This is a genomic window from Desulfovibrio simplex (genome assembly GCF_055387835.1).
The window spans coordinates 3217502-3239150 of sequence record NZ_AP042377.1 but is presented as its reverse complement, the minus strand read 5'-3'; the positions used below and the strand labels follow the sequence as shown (position 1 = coordinate 3239150).

General features: G+C 59.4%; 16 protein-coding genes. 6 read left to right on the top strand and 10 right to left on the bottom strand.

The genetic code is table 11. The features are described 5' to 3' along the window. Positions 1–127: 127 nt before the first annotated feature. The 9 genes from ACZ5DH_RS13190 to modA form a co-directional block, all read right to left on the bottom strand. Complete coding sequence (locus tag ACZ5DH_RS13190) at positions 128–631, bottom strand: AbrB family transcriptional regulator (protein WP_464254710.1); 504 nt, start codon at positions 629–631, stop codon at positions 128–130. A gap of 422 nt (positions 632–1053) precedes the next feature. After that, positions 1054–4092, bottom strand: a complete 3039-nt coding sequence (locus ACZ5DH_RS13185) for an NAD(P)(+) transhydrogenase (Re/Si-specific) subunit beta (RefSeq protein ID WP_464254709.1) — start codon at positions 4090–4092, stop codon at positions 1054–1056. Between the two features lie 55 nt (positions 4093–4147). Next, entirely contained in the window at positions 4148–4429 is a 282-nt protein-coding gene (locus ACZ5DH_RS13180; RefSeq protein WP_179980264.1) for an NAD(P) transhydrogenase subunit alpha part 2, read from the bottom strand. Positions 4430–4509: 80 nt separating this feature from the next. Further along, a complete protein-coding gene (locus ACZ5DH_RS13175; protein WP_464254708.1) occupies positions 4510–5682 on the bottom strand; it encodes an NAD(P) transhydrogenase subunit alpha in 1173 nt (390 codons plus the stop codon). Positions 5683–5781: 99 nt separating this feature from the next. Further along, positions 5782–7167 carry an amino acid permease gene (locus ACZ5DH_RS13170; protein ID WP_464254707.1) on the bottom strand — a complete coding sequence of 462 codons (1386 nt, stop codon included), beginning with the start codon at positions 7165–7167 and terminating at the stop codon, positions 5782–5784. 221 nt (positions 7168–7388) lie between these two features. Further along, positions 7389–8534: an alanine racemase gene (gene alr / locus ACZ5DH_RS13165; RefSeq protein ID WP_464254706.1), complete on the bottom strand. Its 1146-nt coding sequence runs from the start codon at positions 8532–8534 to the stop codon at positions 7389–7391. A gap of 1462 nt (positions 8535–9996) precedes the next feature. Then, positions 9997–10779, bottom strand: coding sequence for an ATP-binding cassette domain-containing protein (locus ACZ5DH_RS13160; protein ID WP_464254705.1), 783 nt, complete (start codon positions 10777–10779; stop codon positions 9997–9999). After that, entirely contained in the window at positions 10776–11456 is a 681-nt protein-coding gene (gene modB / locus ACZ5DH_RS13155) for a molybdate ABC transporter permease subunit (RefSeq protein WP_464254704.1), read from the bottom strand. Before modB ends, ACZ5DH_RS13160 begins: the two co-directional genes overlap by 4 nt. 754 nt (positions 11457–12210) lie before the next feature. After that, positions 12211–12963, bottom strand: coding sequence for a molybdate ABC transporter substrate-binding protein (modA, locus tag ACZ5DH_RS13150; protein WP_464254703.1), 753 nt, complete (start codon positions 12961–12963; stop codon positions 12211–12213). Positions 12964–13118: 155 nt separating this feature from the next. Here modA and ACZ5DH_RS13145 point away from each other — a divergent pair, with 155 nt between their 5' ends. After that, positions 13119–14243 carry a TOBE domain-containing protein gene (locus ACZ5DH_RS13145; RefSeq protein ID WP_464254702.1) on the top strand — a complete coding sequence of 375 codons (1125 nt, stop codon included), beginning with the start codon at positions 13119–13121 and terminating at the stop codon, positions 14241–14243. Positions 14244–14644: 401 nt separating this feature from the next. On the opposite strand, the gene ACZ5DH_RS13140 is transcribed toward ACZ5DH_RS13145, so the two are convergent. After that, a complete protein-coding gene (locus tag ACZ5DH_RS13140) occupies positions 14645–15661 on the bottom strand; it encodes a TIGR01212 family radical SAM protein (protein ID WP_464254701.1) in 1017 nt (338 codons plus the stop codon). A gap of 240 nt (positions 15662–15901) precedes the next feature. On the opposite strand from ACZ5DH_RS13140, the gene ACZ5DH_RS13135 reads away from it, so the two are divergent. The 5 genes from ACZ5DH_RS13135 (at position 15902) to rodA (ending at position 21645) form a co-directional block, all read left to right on the top strand. Next, positions 15902–16942 (top strand): rod shape-determining protein, encoded by a 1041-nt coding sequence (locus ACZ5DH_RS13135; protein WP_179980274.1) that lies wholly within the window; start codon positions 15902–15904, stop codon positions 16940–16942. 124 nt (positions 16943–17066) lie between these two features. After that, a complete protein-coding gene (mreC, locus tag ACZ5DH_RS13130; RefSeq protein ID WP_464254700.1) occupies positions 17067–17957 on the top strand; it encodes a rod shape-determining protein MreC in 891 nt (296 codons plus the stop codon). Continuing rightward, positions 17954–18424 (top strand): hypothetical protein, encoded by a 471-nt coding sequence (locus tag ACZ5DH_RS13125; RefSeq protein ID WP_464254699.1) that lies wholly within the window; start codon positions 17954–17956, stop codon positions 18422–18424. Before mreC ends, ACZ5DH_RS13125 begins: the two co-directional genes overlap by 4 nt. Then, entirely contained in the window at positions 18408–20324 is a 1917-nt protein-coding gene (mrdA, locus tag ACZ5DH_RS13120) for a penicillin-binding protein 2 (RefSeq protein ID WP_464254698.1), read from the top strand. Before ACZ5DH_RS13125 ends, mrdA begins: the two co-directional genes overlap by 17 nt. A 214-nt stretch (positions 20325–20538) precedes the next feature. Further along, a complete protein-coding gene (rodA, locus tag ACZ5DH_RS13115) occupies positions 20539–21645 on the top strand; it encodes a rod shape-determining protein RodA (RefSeq protein ID WP_464254697.1) in 1107 nt (368 codons plus the stop codon). Positions 21646–21649 lie beyond the last annotated feature (4 nt).

The following is a 21649-nucleotide window of genomic DNA, read 5'->3' as shown; positions in this document are numbered from 1 at the left end:
GTTAGAGCATTTAACCTTTTTTAAAGGTTAAATGCTCTAAAAAAGGGTCTCCTCCCCCACGCCCCCACTCCCTGAAACTCTTAGGGTTCCATAGGCAGTAAAATTAATCTGCTCACGCAACCGCTCGCTACATTCTCGCCATAAGGGTCAACAGCTTGGCTATGAGCGGCGAAAGCAGCACAATGGCATAAATGCGCACCAGATGGTACACCATGACCATGGGCGCTTCGCGTCCCGCATCTCCGGCCAGGGCCATGATGGCGTTGAAGCCGCCGGGGCTGGTGGCAAGGTAGGCGCCCTCGGCGCTCATGCCGCCGAACCGCATGCTTATCCAGGAGCAACCCAGGCCGGCGGTAAGAATGATAAAGGTTGAAAGCAGCATGATGGGCCACGTTTCACGCACAACGCTCAGCATGCCGGGGCTGTACATATTGCCAACGATCACGCCCACGCAGCCGTACACCAGATACCTGATCCAGTGCGGCATATACGGCGTGCTGACGGTGCCCAGGCTTTTAAAAATTACCACGGCCACCATGGCCCCGGTCATGGGACCGCCCGGCAGGTCAAAGTAGTCAAAAACCAGGCCTCCGGTCAGGCCCACGGCAAATAGTGTGATCAGGGTCGTCATACATCCTTCCTTCACGCGGCTTCGTAGTCTTTGCACAGGGAGCGTCTCTACGCTGGAGCAGACACCCTTTGAGGTGGTGTACTGCCTGGAAAATGCTGTCTCCGCCCCCCACAGATCAAAAACCTCATTGTATGCTCTATGCCGGAATACAATAAAGGTTTTAGGGGGTGGGGGCGTGGGGGAGGAGACCCTTTTGCAAAAGGGTCTCCTCCCCCACAAAGCATTTCAACGCGGCATTGCTCCAGCGACTCAAAATCCTTGCGCTGACCGCGTCATGATATGGCGGGGCACAGCCCGCCGTCCGCACTGCATACGCCTATTGTCGCCGCGCCTCAATGCCCAAAATGACGAGGGGGCGCATTCTTCACACGGAAGAATGCGCCCCCTCGGGGTAATCGCGCAAGGGTAATCGCGCAGTGGCGCTACTTCTGGAGTATGCCTATGAGCTTGTCCATGGTGGCAGAGGCATCGCCAAGCATCATGATGACGCCGGGCTTGCCGTACAGGGTGTTGTCCACCCCGGCATAGCCGGGCTTGTCGTCATAGTTGCAGATGATGACGTTCCTGGCCTCGCCAGCCTTGAGGATGGGCATGCCGTAGATGGGCGTGCCTTCGGCCGTGTTGGCCGCAGGGTTCACCACGTCGTTGGCCCCGATGACGATGGCCAGATCGGCTTCGGCAAACATCGGGTTCACAACGTCCATTTCAAGCAGGTTTTCGTAATCCACATTGGCTTCGGCGAGCAGCACGTTCATGTGGCCGGGCATGCGCCCCGCCACGGGGTGGATGCCATAGCTCACCTTGACGCCCCTGGATTCCAGCAGGTCGGCAAGCTGCTTGACCTTGTGCTGGGCCTGGGCAAGGGCCATGCCGTAGCCGGGCACGATAACGACGCTTTTGGCGTCCCTGAGCACCTTGTCCACCTGATCTCCGCCAGCCTCAAGCGCAGCGGCCCCCGCCGGGTTTTCGCCCTGGGCGTAGGCCAGCAGCTTGTCAAAGCTCCTGGAGGCGTCGCCCGTCATGAGGATCACGCCGTCACGGGTATACAGGGGGTTGGGCACACCGGCGTAGCCAGGCTTGTCGTCGTAGTTGCAGATGATGATGTTTTTGGCTTCCTCGGCCTTGAGGATGGGCATGCCGTAAATGGGCGTGCCTTCCGCGCTGTTGGCAGCGGGGTTCACCACGTCGTTGGCCCCGACGATGACCACAAGGTCGGCGTCGGCGAACATCGGGTTTACCGTGTCCATTTCAAGCAGGTGTTCGTAGTCCACATTGGCTTCGGCGAGCAGCACGTTCATGTGGCCGGGCATGCGACCCGCAACGGGATGGATGCCGTAGCTCACCCTGGCTCCCTTGCTCTCCAGAAGGTCGGCAAGCTGCTTGACCTTGTACTGGGCCTGGGCAAGGGCCATGCCGTAGCCGGGCACGATGACCACGTTTCTGGCGTTCTGCACCAGCCTGGCGGCCGCGGCTTCCTTGCTGTCGCCGCCGGACGGGGCGGCTGCCGCCGGGCTTTCGCCCTGGGCGAAGCTCACCAGACGGTCCACGGTCTTGGCCGCGTCGCCCGTCATGAGGATCACGCCCTCGCGGGTATACAGGGGGTTGGGCACGCCGGCGTAGCCAGGCTTGTCGTCATAGTTGCAGATGATGATGCCCTTGGCCTCCTCGGCCTTGAGGATGGGCATGCCGTAGATGGGCGTGCCTTCGGCCGTGTTGGCCGCCGGGTTTACCACGTCGTTGGCCCCGATGACCACCACAAGGTCGGTCTCCGCGAACATCGGGTTCACGGTATCCATTTCGAGCAGGTTTTCGTAATCCACGTTGGCTTCGGCGAGCAGCACGTTCATGTGGCCGGGCATGCGCCCCGCAACGGGATGGATGCCGTAGCTCACCTTGACGCCACCGGCTTCCAGCGTGTCCGCGAGCTGCTTGACCTTGTGCTGGGCCTGGGCAAGGGCCATGCCGTAGCCGGGCACGATAATCACGCTTTTGGCGTTCTGCACCAGCCTGGCGGCCGCGGCTTCATTGCTGTCGCCGCCGGACGGGGCGGCGCTTTGCTCGGCCGGAGCATTGCCCTGGGCGTAGTGCAGCAGGGTATCAAAGGTCTTGGCAGCGTCGCCCAGCATGAGATGCACGCCAGCGCGTTCATACAGGGGGTTGGGCACGCCGGCGTAGCCCGGCTTGCTGTCATAGTTGCAGATGATGATGTTCCTGGCCTTTTCGGCGTCAAGAATGGGCATGCCGTAAATGGGCGTGCCTTCCGCGCTGTTGGCCGCGGGGTTCACCACGTCGTTGGCGCCGACGATGACCACAAGGTCGGCATCGGCGAACATCGGGTTCACCGTGTCCATTTCAAGCAGATGTTCGTAGTCCACGTTGGCTTCGGCGAGCAGCACGTTCATGTGGCCGGGCATGCGCCCCGCAACGGGATGGATGCCGTAGCTCACCCTGGCTCCCTTGCTTTCCAGAAGGTCCGCGAGCTGCTTGACCTTGTACTGGGCCTGGGCAAGGGCCATGCCGTAGCCGGGCACGATGATCACGTTTTTGGCGTTTTGCACCAGCCTGGCCACTTCGGCCTCAGTGGATTTGACAGGGGCCGGAGCAGCGGCGGCGGCAGCCTTGGGCGCGGCCTTGCCGGCGGGCGTGACCACAGAGGATTCGCCAAGCAGGATGGACAGCAGCTTTCTGTTCATGGCCTTGCACATGATGCGCGTCAGCAGAAAGCCCGAAGAGCCGATGATGCCGCCGATGGCCACCAGCAGGGGATCGCTCACCGCAAAACCCGCGATGGCGGCGCACACGCCGCCCATGGAGTTCAGCAGCGAAATGGTGATGGGCATGTCGGCTCCGCCCACGCGGATGGTGAACCCGATGCCAAAGGCCGTGCCCGACAGGAGCATCATGAAGATGAAAAAGCCGAACAGAAAGTGCGGAAACATCGTGCCCATAAGCACGGAAAAGCCCATAACGCCCAGAATGGACAGGATGATCCTGGTGTGGTCGGGCAGGATAATGGGTTTTTGCGGCAGGATCTGGTGCAGTTTGCCCGCGGCCACAAAGGAGCCCGTGATGGTGGTCATGCCCATGGCCATGGCCAGGCAGGCGCTGCCGCGCTCGAAGGCCGTGGGCGCGCCCGTGTCCGTCAGGACAAGAAAGCTCACAATGGCGGCGGCGCCGCCGCCGATGCCGTGCAGAAAGGCGACCATCTGCGGCATCTGGATCATCTTGACCTTGTTGGACAGGGTAAGCCCCAGCGTCATGCCCACGGCAATGGCCAGCCAGAGCGTGGGAGTCGTCATGGAGCCATCCTTGAACATGGTCACAAGAATGGCGAGGCCCATGGCCGAGGCGCAAAAAAGATTGCCCCTGACCGCGGTGGGAACTTTGTTCATGAGGCGCAGACCAAACAGTACTGACGCCACAAGAAGTCCGGCAATGATGTTGTAGGTTAGTGCATTCATGTCACTGCAACCCTTTCTTCTGATTTATGGTTGTAGCAAAGGCCAGAATGAAGGGTTACTTCTTTTTCCCGGCGACCATTCGAAGCATCTTGTGAGTAATGTCAAACCCGCCGAAAACGTTCACAATGGCCATGGCGACGGAAATGGCGCCCAGGATGGTGAAAAAGACGGAGCCCGCAAGATAGGTCGCCGTCACCGCACCAAGAATGATGACGCCCGAAAGGGCATTCATGGCCGACATCAGGGGCGTGTGCAGCAGGCTTGGCACATGGCTGATGATCTTGTAGCCAAGCAGCGTCGCGGCAACGAACACTGCCAGCAGGGTAATTGGGGTCATATGCTCTTCCTTGAATTTTTTTCCGGGCCCATGCGCAAGTGCCCGGGCGGCAGGCGCCGCCCGGGCACTCAGTTACAGACTTACAGCCCCATGGCCTCACGCGCGCCACGATGGACAATCTGCTTGTCGATGGTGGTCAGCGTGGATTCGATGATGGGATCGCTCTTGTCCAGCACGATCTTGCCGTCCCTGGCCAGGAAGGAAAGCAGCTGGTACACGTTGTTGGCGAACATCCAGGTGGAGCTCGTGGGCATCATGCCGGGGATGTTCTTGGTGCCGTCAATGGTCACGCCGTGCTTGACCACCACTTCACCGGCCTCGGTCAGCTCGCAGTTGCCGCCCTGGTCGATGGAGATGTCCACGATGCTGGAGCCGGGAGCCATAGAGGCCACCATTTCCTTGGTGATCAGGATGGGGGCCAGCTTGCCGGGGATCAGGGCGGACAGGATGATGATGTCCGAATCCTTCACCAGGGGCTTCAGGGCCTCACGTTCCTTGTTCAGCCATTCGTCGCTCAGGCGCTGGGCATAGCCGCCCTCGCCAATGGCCACGTCGGCGGGCACTCCCACGTCAAAGCTCTTGGCGCCAAGGCTCGTGGACTGCTCGCGCGCGTCGGGACGGATGTCCACCGCGGTCACAACGGCGCCAAGGCGCTTGGCCGTGGCGACGGCCTGAAGACCGGCCACGCCCGTGCCGATGACCAGCACGTTGGCGGGTTTGATGACGCCCACGGCCGTGCCCACCATGGGCATGAACTTGGCCAGACGGTTGGCGGCCATGAGCACGCCCTTGTAGCCGGCCACGGTGCTCATGGAGGTCAGGGCGTCCATGCCCTGGGCGCGCGAAATACGCGGGATGCCGTCAAGCGTGATGCTGATCACGCCCGTGGCCGCCAGCTTCTTCATCATTTCATGGTTCACCGGCGCGGCGGGATGCAGGAACGTGATCAGGTACTGGCCGTCACGCACCATTTCCGCTTCGTGCTTGTTCACCTTTTTATTGAACAGGGGTTCCTTGACCTTCAGGATCACGTCGGACTTGGCAAAGATTTCCTGAACGTCTTCAACAATCTTGCCGCCAGCTTCGACATAGGCGGCGTCGGAGAAGAACGCGCCGTCGCCCGCGCCCTTCTCGACCAGAACCGTGGCGCCTTCGCCAACCATCTTCTTGACGGTATCAGGAGTTGCGGACACGCGGCGTTCGCCGTGCATGATTTCCATCGGCACACCGATAGTCATACCCTGAAACTTCATTATAAGACTCCTTGGGACGTTAAATACTCTTTTTATCTCTTGTGCGGCAGCCAGCGCCCGATGCGCGGTTGTCGCCACACTGTACTGGACATGTTGCCGTTACTGAGCGTCTTTCTTGTTCCAGCCAAGCAGGTTGTACACAACGTTGATGCCGATGATCCAGAGCGGCCCGACTATCATGGCGATACGTGTGGACTCTCCAATGGTGAGAATAACGCACACGAACACCAGTCCGGCCAGGGCGAAATAGTTAGAGTAGGGGTACCAGGGCATCTTGTACGCGATCTTGGCCGTTTCTTCCGGCGACTTGCTGGAACGGGACTTCATCTGAACGATGATGATGGTTCCCCATATCCACAAAGCCGCGAAAGTGGCGATGCTGGTCACGATGATAAAGACTTCTTCAGGCACGATGTAGTTCAGGAACACGCCGATGAGCATGATGCATGAAGACACCAGAATACCGCGCGCGGGCACATTGGCCCGGCTGGTCTGCCCAAAGTACTGGGGCGCACGTTTTTGCAGGGCCAGGTTGTAAAGCATGCGCCCGTTGCTGTAGATGCCGCTGTTGCAGGAAGACAGGGCGGCGGTGGCCACCACGAAGTTGATGATGCCCGCAGCCGCGGCGATGCCGATGTTCTTGAAGGTCAGCACGAAGGGGCTGCCATGCACGCCGATCTCATTCCAGGGGAAGATGCTCATGATGACGAACAGAGCGCCGATGTAGAACACGAGGATACGCCACAGCACCTTGTTGATGGCCGAGGGGATGGACTGCTCGGGATTGCAGGCCTCACCGGCGGTGACGCCGATGAGCTCAATGCCCAGGAATGCGAACATGACCATTGATAAGGCCATAAACACGCCGGTCATGCCATTGGGCAAGAAGCCGCCTTCAAGGGCGTACAGGTTGCTGATGCCCGTGGGCACGCCGCCATGGCCTATGCCAAACAGGATGATGCCAAGACCGATGGCGATCATGGCGATAATGACCACAACCTTGATGAGCGCGAACCAGAATTCAAATTCACCGAAGAGTTTTACGGAAATGAGGTTGACGGTTGTCATGGCCACCAGAGCCAGCAATGCCGGAATCCATTGCGGCAAATCCGGCCACCAGAAGGTGCAGTACACGCCCACAGCCGTGATTTCGGCCATACCTGTGATGATCCACATGAACCAGTAGGTCCAGCCGGTTATGTAACCCATGCGCGGGCCCATGAACATGTTGGCATACGCGCTGAACGAACCGGACACGGGGTAGGCTACAGCGACTTCGCCCAGGGCGCGCATCACAAAAAAGATGACGGCTGCGCCAATAAGGTAAGACAACAGCAACCCTGGGCCGGCGGTTCTGATGGCCGTGCTTGACCCCAGAAACAAGCCTACGCCGATAGCCCCGCCGATGGCGATGAGCTGAATATGTCTTGATTCTAACCCTCGGGTTAGTGTTTCGCCAGTTACGCTTTTGTTTTCGCTCGACATATGGTCTCCTTGCAAAACCGTGATCGAGTTTGAATGCCAATCCTTAGAACACCGAGGTTTCGTGAGTGGGGGGAGCCTCCTTTTTCCTCTTGAGTGTGTTGTATGTATCTCGGGCGGCGATCCGGTCATCCGCATATGACCTCAATCGCCTTGCCACGCGATATTACTGCATTCTCCTCGTACAAAGCATTACAAGTGACGGCACGTGAACGGCAAAGGGCTCATTCAACATATACTCTGGGCACACGCTTGCCCACCATGCACACAACTTCGTAATTGATGGTGCCAAGCTGGGCGGCGATTTCATCTGCGGGCAGTTCGGGGCTGCCGAAGAGCAGCACTTCATCACCTTCACGGACATCAGGTATATGGCTCACGTCGGCCATGCACTGATCCATGCAGATGCGCCCAACCACGGGCGCGCGCTCGCCCCGCACGCACACCTCGGCCTTTTTGCTGAGCATGCGCGTGTACCCGTCAGCGTAGCCGATGGGTATGGTGGCGAGGAGACTGTCTTTCTGCGTATGAAAAATGCTGCCATAACTCACGCCCACGCCGGGCGGAACCTGCTTGACCATGGCCAGCCGCGCCTTGAGGCGCATGGCGGGGCGCAGTTCAATGGGGATGGGGCATTCGTCCGAGGGCTTTAATCCGTAAAGGATTATGCCCGCCCGTACCATATCAAGCTGGGCCTCGGGCATGGAAAGTATGGCGGCGCTGTTGGCGCAATGCCGGATGGCAAGGCGTATGCCCGATGCCTCCACCGCCGCCATGGCAGCCTGAAAACGCGCAAACTGTTTGAGGCAGTACGAGCGGTCGGCGCTGTCCGAACTGGCGAAGTGGGTAAACATGCCCTCAAGTACAATGTTATCAAGGCTGGACACATAGGAGCAGAAGGCCGCAGCGTCTTCGGGGCGCACGCCGATCCGCGTCATGCCCGTGTCAACCTTGACGTGCACCTTGACGGACATGCCAAGCCCGGCCGCGGCCGCTGACAGGGCGTCCGCCTGCTCCTTGCTGAAAATGGTCTGGGTAATGTGGTTGCTGACCACGAATGACGCCGCCTGCGGCGGCGTATAGCCAAGTATGAGAATGGGCAGGGTAATGCCCGCGGCACGCAGCGCGGCGGCCTCGTCCAGAATGGCCACGCCAAGATAGCCCGCGCCAAGGGCCACGGCTTCATGGGCAAGCGGCACTGCTCCGTGTCCATACCCATCTGCTTTGATGATGGGGCAGAAAATCACTCCAGGCTTGAGCAGCGACCTGATCTGGCGCATGTTATGCCGTAGTGACGAAAGGCTTATTTCCGCCCACACCGGCCTGTCAAAACTGACCACAACGTCCTCCCGCATCGGATATAGCAACATACACGGCTGACATTATCAGTGTATGGGGCGATACCCCATACAAAAACCTTCCTATGGACACAAAACACTATATATTCAAAAAATGAGCCCTTCAGACATCGTTATTTTTCAATACCAGGAACCCGAAAAAGCTTTTCAACATACGGAAAAACATTTTTTGAAAAAGCGCACCTTATGCTGCTCGCAATACTAAATTTATAAAAAAGTCTGATATCTTTCTTCAAAATTTTTCTGCTTTAATTTCAGATTATGTGCAAGTGATACCACGGGTACCTGCCTATGTCCATGGATGCAAAAAAATTTGCAGCATTTCATTGCGAGCCTCTTTTATGCCAGCCACTAATATCATTATTTTTCAATATATTATGATAAAAAATGCAATTACATATTGCGTAAATCTGATAAAGCTTGCCCGTTACAGCCCGCTAAAAAAATCCAGGACCACTGTTGTCAAAATATAGCTGACTTGCAAAAAGCCGCTCTGCTGGCTGATATGGCGTCCCCGCAGGTCGATTAATCAATCAGGCCTGCCCGCCATACCCCGGCGCAGCGTTTACAAAACTTTGTAAGCAGGCTTTTCCACCACAACCACCCATAACAACAAGATTTATCAAACAATTTCCGTATGCTGAAAATAAGCTCATCTTATTAGGAACAATTTCGTCTTAGTTGTTGCAGGGCAGAAAAACATCTTGCCATTCCGCCAAGCTGTATACACGGCGAAAAAACTGTCGCCCCATTTCATAATAATTGCAGCTTTCAACATCATTCGCACAATGACTGAAAGCCCAACACTTCCAAGGCGGCCAGGGCGGTATTTTTCAGAGTCTGTTCCAGAATGACCTGCCCTGCGGATGAAAATTCTTCTTCTCTGGCGCGAACCAGCCCCGCCAGCGTGTGACCGCAGGGCCTCTAAGGCCATGCGGGCCTCTGGCTGCGCATTCCTGCAACACGGACTTCCTTCATGCCTCACACACGGTTTCCGGTTCAGGGCCTGTCATGAATGACGCCTGCGCGACGCGCCTTCAGGAAAAACAGGAACAGACGTGCAAAAACGCCTCATCCATCCGGGAAATAAGCCTTTTTGCGGAAAAACAGCATAGCCGCAATGGGTGAACTGTCAAACAACATTATGGTACTACGATGATACAAAATTGTATCAAGTTCCGCTGTAAAAAAGCAATACCCCGGGCCATGCACATGGCGCTGTTTTACGCGTTTTTTCATGCGTATTGCGCCGTAAACACGTTACTCACTAATTTTTCACACAAAATTGTACTATAGAGCAATTTCACTTTGAAATTACTCTGACGGCTGCGTGAGCAGACGTTCGCTACGGAGGCGTAAGCGCAGTTTATCTGAGCGGTTACCCGGTCACACAAAAAAACAGCGCACAGCCGGAGTCGCGTTGGCTGTGCGCTGTCGCGCTGCAAGAGCGCGCCATTCTGCCCAGGGGGTCAGATCAGTGAGACTGCCCCAGGCGTGCATCCTGCCCAACATCCGGCCCCTGCTCCTGCAGAAACCGCAGGCAGTGGCCGGGGCTGTCAAAGCCGCGCCGCAGGGCGGCATAGTCGGGCACCATCCGGGCATGACCGTGCTCATAAAGAATCAGGCTGCCCGCAAAAGCATCCACATCACCGGGATCGTGCGTGATAATCACCGCGGGTATGGTGAGGTCCGCCATCAACTCCAGCAGTTCTTCGCGCAGACGCTCACGCAGCAAAGGATCAAGCGCTGAAAACGGTTCATCCAGCAGCAGAAGTTCCGGCTCGGCATTGAGCGCGCGGGCCAGAGCCGCGCGCTGCCGCTGGCCGCCGGAAAGCTGTGAGGGCAGGCTGCGGGCCAGATGCCCGATGCCGAACCTTTCGAGCATGTCCTGGGCACGCCGCTGCTGGGCCGCGCACACGCGCCACGGCCAGAGGCCGGTGCCGCTGTAGGCGACATTCTGCAGCAGGGTCAGATGCGGAAACAGGGCATAATCCTGAAACATGTAGCCGATTTTGCGGCGCTGGGCGGGCACAAAGACATTGCGGTTCCCATCGTACAGCGTGCGTCCGCCAAGAAGAATATGGCCGGAATCCGGGCGCACCAGCCCGGCGAGGCACTGCATGGTCAGGCTTTTGCCCGAACCGGAAGGCCCGAAGAGCACCACACTCTTGTGGTCTCCGCCTATTTCATAGTCCACGTCCAGGCTGAAGGGCACTGCCGCGTTTTTGAAGCTCTTGTACAAACGCAGGGAAATCATCGCCGCCGCCTTTTCAATTTCAACAGCAATTCCGCTGCCATAAGCAGCCCCACGCAGGCAAGGGAAGTGACGAAGACAAGCCAGGTGGCCTGCGCGTCGTTGCCAGCCTGAAAGGCGTCATAGATGGCCAGGGCCAGCGTCTGGGTCTTGCCGGGGATGTTGCCCGCAATCATGAGCGTAGCGCCGAATTCGCCCATCCCGCGCGCGAACGCCAGCATGAGCCCGGCAAAAATGCCCTTCCAGGCCAGCGGCAGGGACACGCTGATGAACACGCGCCACTCCGACGCGCCGAGAGTGCGGGCGGCGTCTTCCAGATGCGCGTCCACCTGCTCCAGGGCCGCTCTGGCGGATTTATAGATAAGCGGAAACACCACCACCGTGGCCGCCACTACCGCCCCCTTCCACGAAAATATGAGATTGATGCCAAGTTCTGCCAGCCAATGGCCAAACACCCCCCGTCGGCCCACCAGCAGAATGAGATAGTAACCGAGCACTGTGGGCGGCAAAACCAGAGGCAAGGTGCACAGGGCGTCCAGCAGCGCGGGCATGGGACCTTTTTTACGGGCCAGCGCCCAGGCCATGAGCGTGGCCGCCACAAAGGACACCAGCGTGGCCATGCCAGCCACCCTGAGCGAAAGCTCCAGCGGGCTCCAGATGGAAATGCCGTCAAAGTCCATTAAAACGCGTCCCCTCCGCACATTGCTGTCGCAGGCGGCCCTTGGCCGCATGCTCTCTTGCCTTCAACCTTTCCCCGCCCGCACTGCCGCGCGCCGGCTTGCCCTATGCGGGCAGGAGCGTGCTGCCGGTCTGGCCCGTGCAAACAACGCAAACAACGCGAACGGCGCGAACAGGCTGGCATCGGTTGCGGCCCTTTGGCCGCATGCCTGAAAAAACTGGCAATGCAAATTTCAGGCACCGGGAATTCTCAGACGCTCCCGCTGCCCCGTACAGCGACTGACCGAACCGGCAGGAGCAAAACCGCGCCGGGCGCTGTTGACGCCCGGCGCGACGCGGTTGATACCTCGTGAGGCGTTTTACTTGCCACACTGTATTCGCTGACTAGAGCAGATTAACTTTGAAATGCTTCGCATTTAAAAGTTTTCATTCAGTCGAAAAGTACGACTTTCGGCTGAATCCAGGCCACGTTGTGGCGCGCTGCACTTTCGTGCAGCGTTAGAGCATTTACACTTTTTCAAAGTTAAAATGCTCTAAATTCAGACAGACCAATGCCACTGCCAGCCGGAGGTCAGGCCCCGACATGCTTTCGTCCCAGCGCCGTTTCGAGTTGAAACCGCTCTGGCCGTTGCGTGCGCAGGCGCGTAAGTGAAGGCGCAAGCGCTGTTTACCCGTGCTGTGCCACGCTGTCTGGCCGCGCTGTGCCGCGCCATACCGGGCGTCACGCCCCTTGCCACAGCACAAAGGCACTCTGCCCTACGGCTTGGAAAAGCCGTACTTGGCCAGAACCGCCTGCCCTTCGGGCGAGAGCACGAAATCGATGAATGCCTGCCCCATCTTGGGGTTGGAGCCCGTGAGAGCTACAGCAATGGGATAGGTCACAGGTTCGTGACCGCCCACAATCATCACCACGTCCACCTTGTCAGCCATCTGCTTGGCGTCGGTGGCATAGACAAAACCCGCATCCACCTCGCCTCGGGCCACATAGTCCAGCACCTGACGCACGCTGTTGCCCTGAATAAGGGCCGGCTGCACGGCTTCCCACAGTTTGGCGTTGCCAAGGGCATCCCTGGTGTAGCGGCCCACGGGCACAGAGTCGGGATTGCCGATGGCGATCTTCTTCAGATTCTTGAGGTCATCAAGCTTGGCAGGCTTCTTGCTGCCCGCAGGCACGATAAGAACCAGATCGTTTTCGGCAAAATTCACGCGCGTGGCGGGGTTCACGACCTTGGCGGTCACGGCCTTGTCCATGGTGGCCTGGTCGGCGGAAGCGAAGACGTCCACGGGCGCGCCTTCCTGAATCTGCTTGAGCAGAGGGTTGGACGCGGCAAAGTTCACATTGACCTTGAGATCGGCGTGCCGCTTTTCAAAGAGGCCTTTCAGTTCGGTGAAGGCGTTGGTCAGGCTGGCCGCGCCCGAAACGGTCATTTCAGCTGCCTGCGCGGGAAGGACCAGCAATCCTGTACAAGCCAGAGCAAGAAAAATGCGCAAAAAGAACGGTTTTTTCATGTGCTTCTCCTGGGCGCCGCAGCGCGCTAGTTTTGGTTATCTCATACAGGAGCAGGCCAAAGGGGCAAGACGATCCCGTTTTTTACGAAAAGCGTGAAGACTGTACAACATGATAGTTTTACATGTACAAGATCCAAAAAACGGCAGGATCCGGCATGGAAAAAAATAAGAACCGTGAGGAAATGGCCGCGCTGTTGCGCACCCTATCTTCTGCGGACCGGGCATGGCTGCGCCAGCGTCTCATGCGCCGGGACTCCACCGCGCTGTTGCAGGACACCGGGCGCATCAGCCCGCGTGAACTGCTGGCCGTGGAATCATGGCTGTGGGAAAAGGCCAGCGCGGCCCGTGGCCCGCGCGAAAAGCGCCCTCGCCTGCGCATGTGGCTCATTTTTATGCTTTTGCGCTATGCAGCCTTACGCCTTGTAGAGATTTTCAACCTCAGGCCTCCCCATCTGGATCTTCAGGAAGGCATCATCCGCGTGCCGGATGGCAACGGAACCCCCGGGCGTGAGGTGCCCCTGCCGCTGACCGTAAGCCGCCGTCTGCGCCGCGTGCTGGAAGACCCCGCGCTCTTTCCTGAAAGCCAGGACCTCATGCGCTGTGACGCCAGCTACGTGCGGCGCTGCCTCCAACAGTGCGGGGCCGCCTGCGGGCTGCCCAAGGGGCTTTTAAGCGCCCGCGCCCTGCGCCATAGCCGCGCGCTTGAACTGGGACGCCAGGGCCTGCCCCTGCCTGTGGTGGACATCTTTCTGGGACGCCGCGCCGCTCCGGGACAGAGCAGCATTGTGCGCTGCGACCCGCAGGAGGCCCGCCGCCTTCTGCGCGAACAACTGCAAAGGGAGCGCCCGATGAAAACCAGCGCCAGAAACGTCTTTCAGGGGCGCATTACCTCACTGCGGCAGACCGGCATCCTGGTGGAAGTGGTGCTGCGCACCGCTGGCGGCCTGCGCATCGTCTCGCTTATTACAGACGAAAGCTGCCGCACCCTGGCCCTGACCGAGGGCAAGCTGGTCAACGCCAGCGTCAAGGCCCCGTGGGTTCTCGTGTCGCCGGGCGAACTGCCCAAAAACTCCTCGCCTCCGGCGGAAAACTGCTTTCTTGGCGTGGTTGAAAAGGTGCGCGAGGACCAGATGGTGGCCGAGGTTGTGGTGGCCCTGCCCGAAGGCAGCCTTGTGTGCGCCATACAAAGCTGTTGCCTTGAATCTTCCGCCGCGCTCAAGGCGGGACAAAAAGCCACCGTGCTGTTCAAATCTTTTTCAGTCATTCTGAATCTGGATTAGGGCACGTCGCTGAAATGTCTTGTGGGGGGAGGGGCCGCCATTTGCATTCCTTGACAAAGCCAGGGCCGAACCTTGAAAGGCTTTGCGGGGGAGGGACCCTTTTGCAAGAGGGTCTCCTCCCCCACGCCCCCACCCCCTAAAATCCTTACTGCATTTTCATGTAGAGCAATTTCAAAATGAAGTTGCTCTGGCGACTGCGTGAGCACGCGTTCGCTACGGATGCGTAAGTGCCGTTTATCTGCGCGGTTAAGGGCGCACTGATTAAAGAGCCTCCTGGAAACGCGCAGTTGCTTCGTTTGGCAAGGCGCGATCTTTTTTTGAAGCAGGAGTGGACTCTCCCGTCCTCGACTGTTTCAAAAAAAGTGAAGCAACGCCGCCAAGCGGCATAAGTCAGCGTTTCCTTAACCGCCGTACCACTCTGGCCGGGCTTCGGGCACATCCGCCGCCTTGCCCTGCCAGAGATCACGCGCTGTCATGGCCCGTCGGAGGTCTGTGATGACGCCGCGCTTTTCCGCCGCCCAGGCCGGGGCCAGCAGTTCGCCGGGGGCCGGGTCGCTTTGTACCCGGTGCATGACCACGATGGAGGGGATGCGCGGCAGGGCCGTGCAGAGCAGGTCCACATATTCGTCGCGGGCCAGGGGCTTGTAACCGCCCTCCTCGTACTGACGGGCCAGAGCCGTGCCTCGCGGCACGTAGACATTGTGTATTTTCAACCCGCTGAGCGGCAGCGCGAGCGCCCAGTCAAGACTTTGCAGAAAGGCTTTTTCATCCTCGCCTGGCAGCCCGGCCATGAGATGCCCGCACACCGCAAGACCACGAGCGGCCGCGGCGCGCACGGCCCACTCGGAGCAGGCGGCGTCGTGCCCACGGTTTATGCGCCTGAGCGTGGCGTCATGCATGCTTTGCAGCCCCAACTCCAGCCACACCTCGGCGAGGCCGCTTTTCTGCCCATTGTCTCCGCCGGTATTTCGCGTATAGTGCCCTGCATCGCCCCTGGTGGCGCAGGCCTTTGTGCCGCAGGCGGCCAGCATGTCCAGTTTGCGGTGGTCAAGACAGTCTGGCCGCGTGCCCACGGCCACCCCAAGGCAGCCGGGCAGGCCCGCCACCTGTTGGAGCAGAAGTTGCAAGCGTTCTGGCGAACCGTAGGTATTGGAGTAGGACTGAAGATAGGCCATAAAGGCCCTGTCTGCATCGGTTGCACGGTACTTTTCAAACCAGGCCAGCCACTGGCTGTCCAGGGAAAAGCCGCGCCCGCCAAGGCCGGAACCGGAGCCGGAAGCATTGCAGAACGTGCAGCCGCGACGCGAGAGGGAACCATCGCGATTGGGGCAGGAGGCTCCTGCGTCAAGTGGAATTTTTTGCACCCGTGTGCCGTACTTGCGGCGAAAATACACGGCCAGAGTATGCCAGCGCAGCATGTTTACAAGCCTTGACGGCGGAAAAATCCGGGCAGCAGGGGGACAAAGATTTTGAACCTCGCGCCAGCCATCTTGACTTCACGCCCGATTTAGCAGAACAGTTTTCAGCCTGACGTTACCGATTTTTACCGCCCCCCGCCTTATCCGCACACCGGGCGCGGGGCGTTGTCTTTGAACTTGACGGACAATTTCCCTTGGGGCGAAGATACGCATACCAGCACAGTGAGGCAAGTTAGAGTAATGTCCAAAATTCTGGATTTCGCATTAGGCATGTTTTCCAATGACCTGGCCATCGACCTTGGCACGGCCAATACCTGCGTCTACGTCAAGGGACACGGTATCGTGCTGCGTGAGCCGTCGGTGGTGGCCGTCAAGAAGGATGCGCGGGGCAACAATGTGGTTCTGGCCGTCGGCCAGGACGCCAAGCGCATGCTCGGCAGAACGCCCGGCAACATCTGGGCCATCCGCCCCATGAAGGACGGCGTCATTGCCGACTTTGAAGTGACCGAAGCCATGCTGCGCCACTTCATCGCCAAGGTACACAACTCGCGCCGTCTGGTGCGCCCGCGCATCATGATCTGCGTGCCCACGGGCATCACCCAGGTTGAAAAGCGCGCGGTGAAAGAATCGGCCCAGTCCGCCGGCGCGCGTGAAGTATACCTCATCGAGGAGCCCATGGCCGCGGCCATTGGCGCGGACCTGCCCATTCAGGAGCCTACCTCCAACATGGTGGTGGACATCGGCGGCGGCACCACGGAAGTGGCGGTCATCTCCCTTTCGGGCATCGTGTATTCGCGCTCGGTGCGCGTTGGCGGCGACAAGATGGACGAAGCCATCATGACGCACGTCAAGCGCAAGTATAACATGCTCATCGGCGAATCCTCGGCTGAAGAAATCAAGATCAAGATCGCCTCGGCCTATCCGCTTGACCCGGAACAGCAGATCGAGGTCAAGGGCCGCGACCTTGTGACGGGCATTCCCCAGAATATCATCATCACCTCGGAGGAAGTGCGCAAGGCCATCTCCGAACAGGTGGACAGCATAGTGCAGGCCGTGCGCATCGCCCTGGAACAGACGCCGCCCGAACTGGCGGCCGACATTGTGGACCGGGGCATCGTGCTTACGGGCGGCGGCGCGCTGCTCAAGGGCCTGGACCAGCTTTTGCGCGAAGAAACCTCCCTGCCCATCACGGTTGTGGACGACCCCCTGTCCACCGTGGTTGTGGGCACGGGCCGGGCTATGGACAACCTGCATATTCTTAAAGAAGTGTGCATCGACTGATCTGTGCGGCATACGCGCGCACCCAGCTTCAATGCCGGATTGCTGACGGCGCCGTGCTGGAAAAACACATTCCAGCGTGGCGCCGCTCGCGTTTGAACGGTCTGCTCAACGGGAGCCCCTGCCTGTGACCCTGCGGCGTATTCTCATTCTTGCGGGCATCATGCTCATCCTTTTTCTGGCCATGTATTCCTGGAATCAACGCACGCGCGCGCTGGACGACCTTGCCGCGGAAGTCGGCCTTGAACTGGCCGGGGCCGTGCTCAAGCCCCTGCGCACCCTCCAGGATACCGGGCAGGACATGTGGGACCGCTACTTTGACCTTGTGGCCGTTCGCGAAGAAAACGAGGTTCTCAAGCAGCGCGTCAACGAGCTTGAGGCCAAGCTGCTGGCCAACGGCGAAGACATGGCGGAACTCAAGCGTTTGCGCTCCCTCATCCAGCTGCCGGTGGACCAGAGCTGGCGTCCCCTCGGCGCGCGGGTGCTGGCCGGGCGCATGGGCCCCAACGCCGTGCTTGACAGCATCACCATCAGCCGTGGCTACAGCACGGGCGGCCGACCCGGCACCCCCATCGTCACCCACCAGGGCCTTGTGGGCCGCGTGCTCAAGGCCAGCGCTCACAGCGCCATTGCCCTGCTGCTCACTGATCCGGGCAGCCGCATTGCCGTATTTTCTCAGGAAAGTCGCGCCCCCGGCATCCTTACCGGGCACGGTACCGGACAGCCGATGGAAGTGAATTTCGTGCAGCGCGCGGCCAGGGTGCGCGAAGGGGAAATACTCATCACCTCCGGGCTGGACGGCAAGTATCCCAAGGGCATACCCGTGGCCAAGGTGCTCAGCGTTGCCCCCTCTGACTACACCCAGTTCATGGCCATCAAGGCCGAACCGCTGGTGGACCTGCACCATCTGGAAGAAGTGCTGCTGCTGGAGCCCACAGGCATAGCGCCGCCTCCGGATCTGGGCGCGCCGCCCAAAGAAATTCACGGGCCTCCCGCGCCCGGTCGCCCCGGCCCATGAGCACCCTGCGCGACATCCTCTGGTGGCTCTGCTTTCTGGCCGTGGCTGTGGGCATACAGGCTGCGGTTCCGGGGCTGGACGTCATGACGGTGGGCCTTATTATTCTGCTTCAGGAACGGGACTACAAAAACATGCTCTGGCTGCTGCCAGCCTTCATTCTTTTGCAGGAAGGCATGGGAACCAGGTTCTTTGGCGGCGTCATCGTCTGGTACGCGGCCGTAATCGTGCTGTTTCGCATGGGCCGCTGGCTGTTTGAGGCCGAAAATTTTCTGTTCATTTTTCTGCTTTCGGCCTGTATGGGCGCGGCGTATTATGCGGTGGCATGGCTTATGGCGCCATTGCAGGACCTGCCTTTCAATACGCACGACATACTGGACAAAAGCCTGATCCAGGCAATCTTCATACCCTTTGCCTGGAAAATACTGGTGGCAACCCGCCGTGGGAAGGGCCATGTTTCGGAAAGCTAAGAAGAGCCTGCTCGGCGTAAAAGAAAAGCACGCCCGCAAGGGCATACGCTCCTGGCTGAAAATTCAGGTTGAAAGCGAGGGCTACCAGCCCCCGCGCGGCGGGGTCATCCTGCTTCAGGTCCTGGTTGGCCTGCTGTTTTTTGTTTTTGTGGTGCGGTTCTGGTATTTGCAGATGCACCGTGGAGCAGAGTTTGCGCAGCAGGCGCAGAACAACCGCCTGCGCATCGAGCGCATCTTCGCCCCGCGCGGCCGCATCATGGATGATCAGGGCAAGGTGCTGGCCGACAACCGCACGGCCTACGGCCTTTCACTGGTACGCGAAGACTGCCCCGACATCCCGGCGACCCTGGCCCAGATCAGCGCGTGGTCGGGCATTCCCCTGCCGCAGATATGGGACAAGTTCCGTCAGGACAGGTTCAAGGTCAAATCATTTGAACCTCTCCTGATGATTACAGATATCGATTTTGACCTGGTCGCGCGCATTGAGTCGGAAATCTATGCGTGGCCCGGCCTTGAAATCGTGGTGCGCACCAAACGCAGCTACCCTGAAAAAGACCTCTTCGCGCATGTGCTCGGCTACGTGGCTGAAGCCAACGAGCAGGAAATGGCCGCAGACAGCGCCCTTGCCATGGGCGACCTCGTGGGCAAGCAGGGTCTGGAACTGGAACTGGAAAAACAGCTGCGCGGCCGCAAGGGCCTCTACGACGTTGAAGTGGACGCCCACTCCCGCGTGCTTGGCAAGTTTTTGCGTGAAGAACCCCGTGGCGGCAAGGAAATACGCCTCTCGCTGGACAGGGACCTTCAGGAGGCCGCCTGGAACGCCCTTGGCGGCGAGGCTGGCTGCGTGGTGGTTATGGAGCCGGACACGGGCAAGCTGCGCGCGCTCGTCACCTCGCCCGCCTATGACAACAATCTTTTTGCGGCGGGCATTTCGCAGCGCGACTGGGACGCCCTGCGCACCAACAGCCGTTTTCCCCTGCAAAACCGGGTCATTCAGAGCGTCTACCCCCCTGGTTCGGTGTGGAAGCTGGTCGTGGCCGCCATGCTGCTTGAGCGTGGCGTCAGCCCGCGTGAAAGCGTGAACTGCGCAGGGCAGGTAACGCTTGGCAACCAGATATTCCGCTGCTGGAAGCGGGGCGGCCACGGTTCACAGGACATGCAGAACGCCCTGATCAACTCCTGCGACGTCTATTTTTACCAGATGGGCGAGCGCATGGGCATTGACAAGCTGGAGGAATTTGCCAAGGCCAGCGGCTTTGGCCGCCCCACCGGCATTGACCTGCCGCACGAAAAATCCGGGCTTGTGCCCTCCAAGGAATGGAAGCGCCGCCGCTTCGGCCGTCCCTGGGTGCGCGGCGAGACCTACAACGTCTCCATCGGCCAGGGCTATACCCTGGTCACTCCCGTGCAGATGGCCGTTTTTGTGTCCGCCCTGCTCAATGGCGGAGACCTGCTCAAGCCCCAGTTGCTGGATGACGCGCCGCGCGAAAGCAAGGGCCGCATACCCGCCAAACCCTCCACCCTCAACTTTGTGGTGGAAGCCATGCGCAAAACGGCCGCCAACGGCACTGCCAGAGTGGTGGGCCGCAAGGACGCCGACATGGGCGGCAAAACGGGCACGGCCCAGGTGGTCAAACTCAAGATGGCCGCCAATGACCGCCGTCTGCGCACCCACGAAATGGAATACGCCCAGCGCGACCACGCCTGGGTAACCACATGGGGCATCAAGGACGGCAAATCCTATGTGGTGGTGGTCATGGTCGAGCACGGCGGCGGCGGCTCCAGCGTGGCTGGCCCCGTGGCACGGAAAGTCTACGATCACCTTTTTGGTCCCGACCCCTACGCCCCGGCTGCGCCTGCGGTTCAGGCCCCAGCCAGCCCGGGGGAACGGGCCGACTAGAGCAGATCAACTTTGAAATGAGAAGCATTTCAAAGTTTTCATTCAGCCGAAAAATGCGATTTTCGGCTGAATCCACGCCACGTTGTGGCGCGCTGCACTGTCGTGCAGCGTTAGAGCATTTACACTTTTTCAAAGTTAAAATGCTCTAAGGACGCCGACATCGGCGGCATACCCTTTACGGTCCGGGGAACATGTTCTGACCAGGTAGAAGCGCATGGATAAAAGTCTTCTCAGCTATATCAACTGGGGCCTGCTGGCCTGCATGCTGCTGCTCTACCTTGTGGGCGTGGGCAATCTGTATTCTGCCAGCGGCACGCGGGTCGAATCGGGCCTGGCCTTCAACAGCTTTTACCAGCGCCAGGTCATCTGGGGCTTGTGCGGCCTGGTCTGCATGCTGCTGGCCATGATGTTTGACTACCGGCAGTTGCGCAACCTGGCCTGGCCCTTCTTTTTGCTGACCATATTTCTTCTGCTGCTGGTGCCCATTGTGGGCAAGACCGTGTACGGGGCCAAACGCTGGATTTCCCTGGGCTTCATGAGCCTTCAACCCTCCGAGCTGGCCAAACTTTCAGTGCTGGTGCTGGCTGCCCGCCTGCTGGCGCGCGACAGCCGCCCCCTTGGCTGGAAGGACTTTTTCTCCGTATTCTTCGTCTGCCTGTTGCCCTGCGCGCTCATCATCACCCAGCCGGACCTTGGCACCACCATGCTCCTCCTGCTTATCCTGGCGGGCATGATACTTTTTCACGGGCTCAAGGGCTATGTGCTGAAAACATGCCTTCTGGCCGTGCCCGGCGTGGGGGCCTTCATGTGGTTTGTGGGCATGCACGACTACCAGCGCCAGCGCATTCTGACCTTCCTTGATCCGACCACAGACCCGCGCGGCACCGGCTACCACATCATCCAGTCGCGCATCGCCATCGGATCCGGCGAGCTGTGGGGCAAGGGCTTCAAGGAGGGCACGCAAAGCCAGCTGCGCTTTCTGCCCGAGCGCCATTCGGACTTTGCCGTGGCCGTTTTTGGCGAGGAATGGGGCTTTGTGGGCTGCGTTGCCCTGGTCACCCTGTTCTGCCTCTTTTTGCTTTCCATTTTTTCCACAGCCGTGCAGGCCAAAGACCGTTTTGGCAGCATGCTGGTGGTCGGGGTATTCTTTTACTTTTTCTGGCAGATACTTATCAACATGGGCATGGTCATCGGCATCATGCCCGTGGTGGGGATTCCGCTGCCCTTCATCAGCTACGGGGGCAGCGCCACCCTGGTCAATTTCACGCTGCTGGGCATAGTGCTCAACGTGTCCATGCGGCGATTCATGTTCAAGGGTTAATCGC